Origin of the sequence: Xenophilus sp. (genome assembly GCF_044462705.1) — a bacterium.
Classification (GTDB): Bacteria; Pseudomonadota; Gammaproteobacteria; order Burkholderiales; family Burkholderiaceae_C; genus Xenophilus; species Xenophilus azovorans.
Genome location: NZ_JBIQNC010000177.1, coordinates 1 through 10,188, shown reverse-complemented (window position 1 = coordinate 10,188; position 10,188 = coordinate 1). Strand labels below are relative to the sequence as shown.

Genomic DNA, 10,188 nt, shown 5'->3' with positions numbered 1-10,188 from the left:
GGAGAACGCCCAGTTGGCTGCATGACTTGATGTACGTGGAAACGAGGCAGGGTCATCCTGCACCTGCTTGACGCGGCTCAGGTCGTCGCCATAGTTGTTGGCGCCGTTGAAGCGCAGCCGGCCCTGGATCGTGTCGACCTGGTGGCCGCGCAGCCAGGTGGCGAGGGTCTTGTCGTCCAGGCTGCCGGTGGCCCTCACCGCGGCCTCGATGATCTGCCAGGCGGAGTACGAGGCCGCGGCCTGGACTTCCACCGTGGTGTTGGGCAGGTTGACCTGCGTGGCGCGCTCGCGGAAGGTCTGGGTGAACTTCGCCGCCACCGGGTTGTTGGTGAAGGGCGGGTGGTCCTCGAAGATGGTGACCGACAGCGCGTTGTTCGCCTCGGGCGCCTTCAGCATCGGCCCCGGCGCCGGCGCGAACCAGAAGCTGCTGCGCGGCGCATAGTCGATCTTCTTGAGCGCGTCCAGATCTGGTTGGCCTCCAGCCCGAGCGCGCCGCCCCAGATGAGGTCCGGGTCGGCGTCCTTGATGCGGCTGGCGACCGGCCCGAAGTCGCGGTTGCCGAAGTCCCATTCGAGGAACAGCACCTCGCGCACCCCGCGCTGGCGGGCCACCTCGCGCGCGCCGAGCGAGATGTAGTGCACCGACGGGAACTTGCTGGTGACGATCGCCACCGTCTTGGGCGTCTTGCCGGCCGCGGCCAGCGCATCCAGCACGATCCCCGGCGTGCTCTTGTCCGGCTCGGGCCCCACGGCCCAGCCGTAGAACTGCTGCGGGTACTTGGCCAGCGGCGGCACGCCGAAGGTGTGGTGCACCAGGATCTTGTTGTAGCGCTGCGCGACGCCCATGGCCGACAGGATGGCGCTGGTTCCGTAGGGGCCGATCAGCAGGTCCACCTTGTCCGAGTTGACCAACTGCTCGTAGAGCGTGCGCGTCAGGTCCGGCTTCGACTGGTCGTCCTTGACGATCCACTCCACCGGGCGCCCCAGCAGGCCGCCGCGCTTGTTGAGCTCGTCGACGTAGATCTCGCCGGTCAGCTTGTGGACCAGCCCGACGGAGGACAGCGGACCGGTGAGCGCGAGTGTTCCGCCGATGCGCACCGGCGTGCCGGTGGGCTGGGCCTGGCTTGTCGTGCCCCACAGGGTCGACGCGCCCAGCGTGCCGAGGGCGAGCGAAAAGGAACGGCGGTCGATCGTCATGATGGATGTCTCCTCTCGTTGGTTGTGAAGGGCGGCCCTCCGCCGCCGCGAACGGCTCAGCTCTGCATCGAGCCGCGGATCTCAGAGACGGGCAGATGCTGCGTGCGCAGCAGCAGCGACGCCTCGCTCTCCCCGCGGCGCAGGCGCTCGAGCATTTCGTCGGGATCGAATTCCACGCCGATCGGGTTCTCGGCGAAGCCGGGGCCGTACATGAAGGCGTTGGCGTCCTCGTTGGAGGTGTAGCTGTCGGTCTGGAACTCCATCTGGTTGCCGTCGGGGTCGGCGTAGTAGAGCGAGACCGTGATGCCATGGTGGATGCACCAGTAGGGCAGGACGCCGATGGCCTTGAGTTCGAGGTACTTGTCCAGCAGCTCGCGCAGGGACCGGTAGCCGTAGGCGACGTGGTCCATGCCGGGCTGGCCGCGGGGCGTGCGCGCCTGCGACTCTCCCTTGACGATGGCGAGATTCAGCAGCGCCACCCGGTGGTGCTCTTCGTCGTACGTGACGAAGGCGATGACCGGGTTCTGGTACTGGATCTTTCCGCCGAAGACCTTGACGTACCAATCCAGCATCTCCTGGAAGCGATAGGTGCGGTAGACCACGTGGGCGAAGGTCTTCGGCCGAATGATGGAGGCCATCATTTCTCCTTGTTTATCGACAAAACTGGATTTATTTGGGATTAATTCGATTTTTATCGAAAATATTGAAGAGAATTGGCAGAGATTGACTGGGAGAAACCCTGGAGCCGCGCCGCGGGAGCGCCCGGTGGCGCGCCGGGCGGTGTCCAGGGGACGCTCTCTACAATTTCGGGCCTGCATGCACAGACAGCCGAACCGTCCTATGTCGCGCCACTCACCGCCGATTGCCGAAGATGTCCAGGGGGCGACCTTTGCCAGCAAGGTGTTCGAGCAACTGCGCGAAGACATCCTGGAGGGCCGTTTCGGCCCGGGCGAGAAGCTGCGGATCGAGGCGCTCCAGGAGCGCTACCAGGTCGGCGCGAGCCCGATCCGGGAAGCGCTGAACCGGCTGAGCGCGGTGCGGCTGGTCGAGCAGGTCGACCGGCGCGGCTTCCGCGTCGCGACGCTGTCGGACGACGACCTGGCGGACCTGATGCAGGCGCGGCGCCTGCTCAACGAGATCGTCGTGCGCGAGTCCCTGCGCCATGGAGACGAGGCGTGGGAGGAGCAGCTGGTCTTCGCCTATCACCGCATGTGGCGCTGCCCGATGACGGTGGAGTCCGGGCACACCAACCGCGAGTGGGAGCTGCTGCACCGCCGCTTCCACGCGGCGCTCATCGCCGCCTGCCCGTCCAAGTGGCTGCTGGACTTCCATGAGCTGCTGTTCGACTCGGCCGACCGCCATCGCCGGCTCAACGTGCGGCAGCTGGACGCCGAGTCCACACGCATCGAGCACCGGCACATCATGGAGGCAGCCGTCAGCCGCGACGTCGAGCGCACCGTCCGCCTGCTCAACGAATCGATCGACGGCCTCCTGCGGCGGCGCGCCGAGGCCGCGCCGCAGGACGGCGAAGCCGCCGCAGCCCCGGTCGCCGAATCCTTGAGCCGCTGAGCGCTCAGCGCGAGCGGGCGGCCACCCGCTCGCGCAGCGCCTCGAAGCCGGGCGGCGGCGGGTGCAGGTCGAGCCGGCGCCCGGCCTTGACGATCTGGCTCGGCGTCTCGTGGCCGATGAGCGCCGGCAAGCGGGCCGCGGCGGCCAGCACCCCGGCCAGCTCGATGCCGGTGTCGTAGCCCATCAGCTCCAGCGCGTGAACCACTTCCTCGGTGCAGACGTTGCCGCTGGCGCCCGGCGCGTAGGGGCAGCCGCCCAGGCCGCCGAAGGCGGTGTCGAAGTGGTCGGCACCGGCGTCGATGGCGGCCAGCACGTTGGCCAGCCCCATGCCGCGGGTGTTGTGGAAGTGCAGGGTCAGCAGCGTGCCGGGCCAACGCTGCCGGAAGGCGGCGACCAGCGGCGCCACCTGGCGCGGATGGGCCATGCCGGTGGTGTCGCACAGCGTGATGCCCTGCACGCCCTGGTCGATGAAGCAGGCCGCCAGGTCCAGCACCTCGCCGGCGGCCACGTCGCCTTCCATCGGGCACCCGAAGCTGCATGACAGCGAGACGTTGATGCCCGTGCCGCCGGGGCGCGCGAAGGCGATGACCTCCGACAGGGCCGCGACGGACTGCTGCCGCGTCATGCGCAGGTTGCACAGGTTGTGGGTCTCGCTGGCCGACATCACCAGGTTGAGTTCGTCGGCGCGGGCGTCGATGGCGCGCTCGGCGCCGCGCACGTTCGGCACCAGGGCGCCGTAGAGCGTGCCTTCGCGGCGGGCGATTTCCCGCATCACGATTTCCGCGTCGCGCAGCGCCGGCACCGCCGCAGGCGAGACGAAGGCGGTCACCTCGATCCTGCCGAAGCCCGCCTGCGTCAACGCATCGACCAGGGCGATCTTCTCGCCGGTCGGCACGAAGGCCGCTTCGTTCTGCAGGCCGTCGCGCATGCCCACCTCCTGCAGGTGGATGCGGCGCCCCGCGCCGTTCCAGACGTCCCGGCTCATCCGATCACCTTCGCGGCGCGCAGCGCATCGATCCGGTCCGCATGCAGGCCGATGCGGCGCAGCACGGCGTCGGTGTCGTCGCCCAGGCGCGGCGCGCTGGAACGGATGGTGCCCGGCGTGGCGGAGAGCTTGGGGCAGATGCCCGGCACCTCCAGCGTGCGGCCCTCGCGCGTGGTTTGCGTGAGCAGCATGTTCCGCGCCCGGTAGTGCGGGTCCTCGTGGATGTCCTTGACCGTGTAGACCTTGCCGGCCGGCACCGCCGCCGCCGCCAACTGCGCCAGCACGTCCTGCGTGCGGCGCGTCGAGGTCCACGCGGCGATGGCGTCGTCCAGTTCCTGCACGCGGGCGACGCGGCCGGCGTTGCTCTGCAGGTCCGGGGCCGCGGCGAGGTCCTCGCGGCCGATGGCACCCATCAGCCTGCGGAAGATGCTGTCGCCGTTGCCCGCGATGAGCACCCAGCCGTCGGCGCACGGGTAGGCGTTGGACGGCGCGATGCCCGGCAGCGCGCTGCCGGCGGCTTGGCGCACGGCGCCGAAGGCGCTGTACTCGGGCAGCAGGCTTTCCATGCAGTTGAAGACGGCCTCGTGCAAGGCGACGTCGATCACCTGCCCGGCGCCGCCGTTGACCTTGCGGTGGTACAGCGCGGCGAGCACGCCGATCGTGCCGTGCAGCGCCGCCAGCGTGTCGCCGATCGAGATGCCGCAGCGCACCGGCACGCGGCCCGGCTCGCCGGTGAGGTGGCGCAGCCCGCCCATCGCCTCGCCGATGGCGCCGAAGCCCGGCAGGTCGCGGTACGGGCCGGTCTGGCCGTAGCCGGAGATCCTCAGGATCACCAGGCCGGGGTTGAGCGCATGCAACTGGTCCGGCGCCATGTCCCACGCTTCGAGCGTGCCGGGGCGGAAGTTCTCGATCAGCACGTCCGCCTCGGCGATCAGCGCGCGTGCGACCTCCTGCCCTTCGGGGCGGCGCAGGTCCAGCGCGACCGACTGCTTGTTGCGCGACTGCACCTGCCACCAGACGGAGGTGCCGTCCTGCAGCATGCGCCAGTTGCGCAGCGGGTCGCCGGCGGCCGGCGGTTCGATCTTCACGACGTCGGCGCCGAACTCGCCGAGCGTCTTGCCGCAGAAGGGGCCGGCGATGAGCTGGCCCATTTCCACGACGCGCAGGCCGTCGAGGGCGCCGGGGGCGGGGGATGGAGGTGATGTGGGAGTGGTGTTCATGGCGAGATCGGCAAGCGTGCGCGTGCCCGGCGGCGTGCGCGGTGTCAGTCGATCGTCAGGCCCAGGGCCTTGACCAGCGGGCCGTAGCGCGAGCGGTCGACTTCCTGGATCGCGTCCAGCGCGGCCGGCGTGCCGGGCTGCGGCAGCATGCCGTAGTCGTCGAGCCTGGCGCGCACCTCCGGCAGGCCCAGCGCGTGGTTGAGCTGGGCATTGAGCCTGTCGATGACGGGCTGCGGCGTGGCCTTGGGCGCGAAGATGCCGAACCACACCGACAGGTCCAGGTCCTTGTGGAAACTGCGCATCTCGGGCAGCGCGGAGAACTTCTCCTTGGCCTGCGGGCCGCTGGCCGCGATGGGCTTGATGCGGCCGGCGGTGATCAGCGGCATGGCCTCGGCGACGCCGACGATCATGGCGCCGATCTCGCCCGTGACCAGGGCCTGAATGGCGGGCGAGGTGCCCTTGTAGGGCACGTGCGTGAGCTTGACGTTCATGCGGTTGGCGAACATCTCCATCGCCAGGTGCGTGGGGTGGCCGCTGCCGCCGCTGCCGAAGTTGATCGTGCCCGGCCGCGCCTTGGCGGCCTGGACCAGTTCCTCGACGGTGTCGATCTTCAGCCCGTTGGCCACCACCAGCACCAGCGAGGCCTTGCCGATCAGGCCGACGGAGCGGAAGTCCTTGACGGGGTCGTAGGGCAGCTTGGGATAGAGGAAGGGGTTGACCACCGTGGCGGAGTCCGGCGCGATCAGCAGCGTGTAGCCGTCCGCGGGCGCCTTGGCGACGGTGTCGGCCGCGATCGCCAGCGACGCCCCCGGCTTGTTGTCGACGACGATCGGCTGGCCCAGGCCGCTGCCCATGTGCTGGGCGCTGACGCGCGCGAGCACGTCGCCCAGTGCGCCCGGCGGGCTGCCGACGACGAGGCGGACCGGCTTGGCCGGGTAGGTGTCCGCATGCGCGAGGGGGGCCAGCATGCCCAGGGCGGCCAGCCCTGCAGCGAGGCGAAGGGTCGCACGCCGGGCGCGCGAGGAAGCGGATGTCTCCTGGATGTTCACGGGGGATTGCCTTTCACGTATCGGGAGGAGTGGCCGCTCCCTGTCGGCGCTCTCAACCGGAGAGCAGTTCTTCTGCCAGGTGCGACCACAGCTTCATGAGGCGGGAGAAGCGGCGCGTCTCCCCGCTCATCAGCTTGCGGATGCTCATGCCGCGGGCGATGGAGAAGGTCAGCAGGACGATGTCCTCGGCGCGGTCCGGGTCGCAGCCCGCCTGGACGAAGGCGTCCAGCCACGCCTTCTCCACCGCCAGCCGGTAGGTGTGCGCGAGGGCCTTGACCTTCAGGCCGAGTTCCGACTCGCCGCCCACCATCATCAGGTCCAGCGAGATGTAGAAGTCCTCGCCGAGAAAGAACTCCGTGCTGTCCTTGACCACCGCCTTGAGCAGCTCGAGCGGCTGCGCCTTGCACTCGGCGATGCGCTTCAGCGAGCTGTCGGTGGTGCGTCGATAGATCGCCTCCAGGGCTTCGATCACCAGGTCGTCCTTGAACGGGAAGTGGTGCGTCTGCGCGCCGCGAGACACGCCCGCGAGGTCCGCCACCTCGGCGATGCGAAAACCCGCATAGCGCTTCTGCGCGAGCAGCACGATGGCGCCGTCGATGAGCTTCTGGCGCATCTGCTGGGTGCGCTCGGCCTGGGTGCGGCGTGCGGCCGGCGCTGCGGCGCGGGGTCGGGATGGTGCGATCAACGTTCGCTCTCCTTGGGAATGGTCTTCCCTGGAGCATGTCACACCGGAGAGTGCGAACGTCATGACCGGGCTCAGGCCGCGCCGCGGCTGCTGACGTGGAATTCCATCGCGCCCAGGCCGTCGCAGGCCACGCGCACCACGTCGCCGGGAAGCACCGGGCCCACGCCTTCCGGCGTGCCGGTGAGGATCACGTCGCCCGGATGCAGGGCATAGGCGCGCGAGGCGAAGGCGATCAGGTCGGGGATGTCGACCGTCATCGCGCCGGTGGAGGAATGCTGGCGCCGCTCGCCGTTGACCCACAGCGACATCGTCAGCGCGTGCGGGTCCGCGATCTCGTCGGCCGTCACGAAGGCTGGGCCCAGCACCGTGTAGCTGTCGGCGGACTTGCGGAAGCTGCGCTCCTCGGCGCCGCGCACGGTCATGTCCAGCCCGATGGTGTAGCCGGCGACGTGCGCCATCGCCTGCTCGCGCGGGATGTCGCGACCCGGCTTGCCGATCACCACCGCCAGCTCGACCTCGTGGTCGGTGCGGCGCTCGGGCATCACGATCTGCACGCCCTCGCTCTCGCCGCTGAGCGACGAGGTGGCCTTGAGGAACAGCCCGTACTTGTCGACGGGGCGCTCCACGCCTTCCAGCGCCTTGGCATGCACGCCATGGTCGATGCCGGGCTGCCCGGCATCCAGCTGCACGTGCAGCTTGTAGTTGGCCGGCGCGGCCATGATCTTGGAGGGGCGCACCAGCGGGCTGTGCAGGCGGACCTCGGCGCGCGGGTGGCTCGGCGCGCTTGCGCGCAGGTGTTCGACGGCCGCCCGGATCTCGTCCAGGTGCAGCAGCAGGGGGTCGCCTTGCGGGGCGAGCCAGTGCGTGGCGGACAGCACGTCGAGCGCGCCGCTCACGTCGAGGATGCGGTCGCCCTCGATGAGTCCGAGGCGGTCGTGGTTGAAGCGGCAAAGATGCATGGAGATTCCTTGGGATGGTCGTGGGTCAGGTGCGGATCGGCGGGGCCTGCCACAGCCAATCCAGGCATCGGTAGAAGTCGTCCGCCGACTTCTCCTCGAACTGCTGCGATCGCACCTCCGCCCGGGCGCCGTCGCAGTGATAGATGTCCCACAGGTCGCGCGACTCGAGCTGGACGCGCGCGGCGCGCAGGAAGCGGGCGCGCTCGAAGCGCTTGAAGGCCGCGGTGAAGTCGTGGCCGCAGGACTGCACCAGCTCCGCCAGGGTGACCGCGTCCTCCACCGCCATGCCGGCGCCCTGCGCCAGCGACTGCAGCGTGGCGTGCGCCGCGTCACCCATGAGCGTGAAGCAGCCGTCGGCCCAGCGGCGCACCGGCTCGCGGTCGGCGATGGACCAGCGGCGCTCGAGGTTGACCAACTGCACCACGTCGCGCGCCTCCGGCGCGGCGCGGCGGGTGAGCGCGGCGATGTGCTCCAGGTAGCGCTCGTTGTCGGTGACGTCGAGGTCCGGCGGCACGCGCACGACGACCACGATGTTCATCTCGCTGCGCCCGCGCAGCGGGTAGTAGATGACGTGGAAGCCCGGGCCCGTCCACATCGTCACGCCCCGGCGCTCGCGGATGCTGGCCGGCGCCTGCGCCATCGGCACGATGGTGCGGTGGGCCAGGTAGCCGGTGTCGCGCGGGCTGTCGCCGGGGTGCAGCTGCAGCCGCAGGCGCGAGCGCAGCCCGTCGGCGGCGATGACGGCGGCGCCCTCGATGAAGCGCCCGTCCGCCGTGGCGACGCCGCAGCCGCCGGCGGTGTGCTCGTAGCCCACCACCTGCGTCGACTGGTTCAGGTCGATGTTCGGGTAGGCCCGGCAGGCCTGCAGCAGCAGTTCGTGGAAGTCGACCCGATGGATCGCCACGTAGGGCGCACCCTGGTAGCGCGCGTGGAACTGCGGCGTGCGCAGCGGGATGTCCACCAGCTTCCTGCCGCTGTCCATCTCGTACAGAAGGATCTCTTCGGGCAGGTAGGCCGCCTGCCGCGCCGCCTCGCCCACGCCCAGGCGTTCCAGCATCGGCATGACGTTGGGGCCGATCTGCACGCCGTAGCCGATGGCGCCGATCTGGTCGGCCTGCTCCAGCAGCTGGACCGGCAGGCCCAGGCGTCCGAGCGCCAGCGCGGTGGCCACGCCGCCGATGCCGCCGCCGACGATGATGACCGGAGGCTTCTCGTGGGGAGTCGTCATGATGTGTTCGTCCGCTGGGGTTCAGGAAAGCTGCTGGCGCTGATAGAAGCGGCAGTAGCGCATGAGCTTCTCGTCGGTGAGCTCGACCACGACCGAGGCCTGGTCGGCCCGATGCCGCAGGCGCTCGCCCATGGGCGCGGCCATCACGTCGCCGAACTTCCAGTCGAAGCTCCGGTCGCCGATCTCGCTGCGCCCCTGGCCTTGCAGCACCACGTAGATGGAGCTGGCGTTGTGGCGGTAGGGCAGGCCCTGCCAGCCGGCCGCCATGCGATGCACCTTGATGTCGATGGTCGGCATGCCGGGTGCATCCAGCGTGAGCGTCGTCCCGAACAGGGGGCGGTCCGGGTCGGCGGCCGCGTCGCCTGCAGCGTCCAGCGCGTCCAGCCGGGCCAGCGTGTCCTTCCACGCGAAGCGCATCGCCGAGTCCTGGCACTCCACGATGTCGTGCTCCCAGCCGTCGGGGTGCTCCCTTGCCGACATGGGCTCGAGCATGTGGACCAGCGGGATGTCGAGGCAGTCGAACCAGAAGGCCTGGGCTTCGCCGTCGTGGCCGTGGCCGTGCCAGTGGCCGCCCGGCGTCAGCACGATGTCGCCGGTTTCCATCGGATGCTTCATTCCGTTCACCACGGAATAGGAGCCGCTCGATTCCAGGATCACGCGCAGCGCATGGGGCGCGTGCTTGTGCGATCGCGCCCGCTCGCCGGGCAGGATGGACTGGTAGGCACCCACCAGCGTGCGCGTGGTGGCGAACTGGTTGCCCGGCACCGGGTTGCGGAGGATGAAGTTGCGCCGCTCCGCCTGGTCGGTGCCGATGACGCGGCCCGCGGCCACCAGGGCAGGGCGCATGCGCTCGTATTGCCAGTGTGCCGGCTTCAGGGCCGAGTGCGGTGCGGCCCACATGAGGGGTGGCTCGTGATCGGTCCATCCGGGAACACAGTTCTCTTCGGCGATGGCGGCGATCAGGTTGTCGACTGAATCGACCTTGGCGCAGAAGGCAGGGGCCGCGTTGGTGGTGTCGTTCATGGGATCAGTCATTAATAAACAGACAGGATTGTCTGTATGTTTAATGTGGATCAAATCCGTATAAACCCTGTGGCGGTAAGTGCGCTACCCCGCAGTTCGAAGAACGAGAACCCGTGCTATCGGCCGCTCGGCGCGGATGCGTGGCCACAGCGCGACAAATACATTTCTTCTTGTTTGCAAATAAATGTTACATTCCGCCGGCTGAGCTGTCGGGGCTCGAGCCGGAGGCGGGCCGCGTCTGAGTCCGCCGGATCACGGAGACAAACAGATGAAG

Annotated in this window: 11 protein-coding genes; 1 reads left to right on the top strand and 10 read right to left on the bottom strand. The window is 69.3% G+C overall.

Going from position 1 to position 10,188, the window contains the following annotated elements; translation table 11 throughout:
* The 3 genes from ACIY1X_RS20760 to ACIY1X_RS20750 form a co-directional block, all read right to left on the bottom strand.
* Nucleotides 1-396 (bottom strand): ABC transporter substrate-binding protein (locus tag ACIY1X_RS20760; protein WP_399684245.1); only part of this gene is annotated, 396 nt, incomplete at its 3' end.
* Complete coding sequence (locus ACIY1X_RS20755) at nucleotides 390-1,196, bottom strand: ABC transporter substrate-binding protein (RefSeq protein WP_399684242.1); 807 nt, start codon at nucleotides 1,194-1,196, stop codon at nucleotides 390-392. The genes ACIY1X_RS20760 and ACIY1X_RS20755, both read right to left, overlap by 7 nt.
* A gap of 56 nt (nucleotides 1,197-1,252) precedes the next feature.
* On the bottom strand, nucleotides 1,253-1,834 hold the full coding sequence (locus tag ACIY1X_RS20750) for a VOC family protein (protein WP_399684239.1): 582 nt from the start codon (nucleotides 1,832-1,834) through the stop codon (nucleotides 1,253-1,255).
* Between ACIY1X_RS20750 and ACIY1X_RS20745 the strand changes: the two genes are divergently transcribed.
* A complete protein-coding gene (locus ACIY1X_RS20745; protein WP_399684237.1) occupies nucleotides 1,821-2,765 on the top strand; it encodes a GntR family transcriptional regulator in 945 nt (314 codons plus the stop codon). The two genes, ACIY1X_RS20750 and ACIY1X_RS20745, sit on opposite strands and share 14 nt — an antisense overlap.
* A gap of 4 nt (nucleotides 2,766-2,769) precedes the next feature.
* Here the strand turns inward: ACIY1X_RS20745 and ACIY1X_RS20740 are convergent, their stop codons facing one another.
* The 7 genes from ACIY1X_RS20740 to ACIY1X_RS20710 form a co-directional block, all read right to left on the bottom strand.
* Nucleotides 2,770-3,750: a hydroxymethylglutaryl-CoA lyase gene (locus ACIY1X_RS20740; RefSeq protein WP_399684234.1), complete on the bottom strand. Its 981-nt coding sequence runs from the start codon at nucleotides 3,748-3,750 to the stop codon at nucleotides 2,770-2,772.
* Nucleotides 3,747-4,970, bottom strand: a complete 1,224-nt coding sequence (locus ACIY1X_RS20735) for a CaiB/BaiF CoA transferase family protein (RefSeq protein WP_399684231.1) — start codon at nucleotides 4,968-4,970, stop codon at nucleotides 3,747-3,749. The genes ACIY1X_RS20740 and ACIY1X_RS20735 overlap by 4 nt, the downstream gene beginning before the upstream one ends.
* 44 nt (nucleotides 4,971-5,014) lie before the next feature.
* Complete coding sequence (locus ACIY1X_RS20730; RefSeq protein WP_399684228.1) at nucleotides 5,015-5,938, bottom strand: Bug family tripartite tricarboxylate transporter substrate binding protein; 924 nt, start codon at nucleotides 5,936-5,938, stop codon at nucleotides 5,015-5,017.
* Between the two features lie 133 nt (nucleotides 5,939-6,071).
* Nucleotides 6,072-6,704: a TetR/AcrR family transcriptional regulator gene (locus ACIY1X_RS20725; protein ID WP_399684225.1), complete on the bottom strand. Its 633-nt coding sequence runs from the start codon at nucleotides 6,702-6,704 to the stop codon at nucleotides 6,072-6,074.
* Nucleotides 6,705-6,775: 71 nt separating this feature from the next.
* Nucleotides 6,776-7,663, bottom strand: a complete 888-nt coding sequence (locus ACIY1X_RS20720; protein ID WP_399684222.1) for a fumarylacetoacetate hydrolase family protein — start codon at nucleotides 7,661-7,663, stop codon at nucleotides 6,776-6,778.
* Nucleotides 7,664-7,688: 25 nt separating this feature from the next.
* On the bottom strand, nucleotides 7,689-8,891 hold the full coding sequence (locus tag ACIY1X_RS20715) for an FAD-dependent monooxygenase (RefSeq protein ID WP_399684220.1): 1,203 nt from the start codon (nucleotides 8,889-8,891) through the stop codon (nucleotides 7,689-7,691).
* 21 nt (nucleotides 8,892-8,912) lie between these two features.
* The gene (locus ACIY1X_RS20710; RefSeq protein WP_399684217.1) at nucleotides 8,913-9,914 is read right to left on the bottom strand and encodes a cupin domain-containing protein; all 1,002 of its coding nucleotides are present in this window, start codon (nucleotides 9,912-9,914) and stop codon (nucleotides 8,913-8,915) included.
* Nucleotides 9,915-10,188 lie beyond the last annotated feature (274 nt).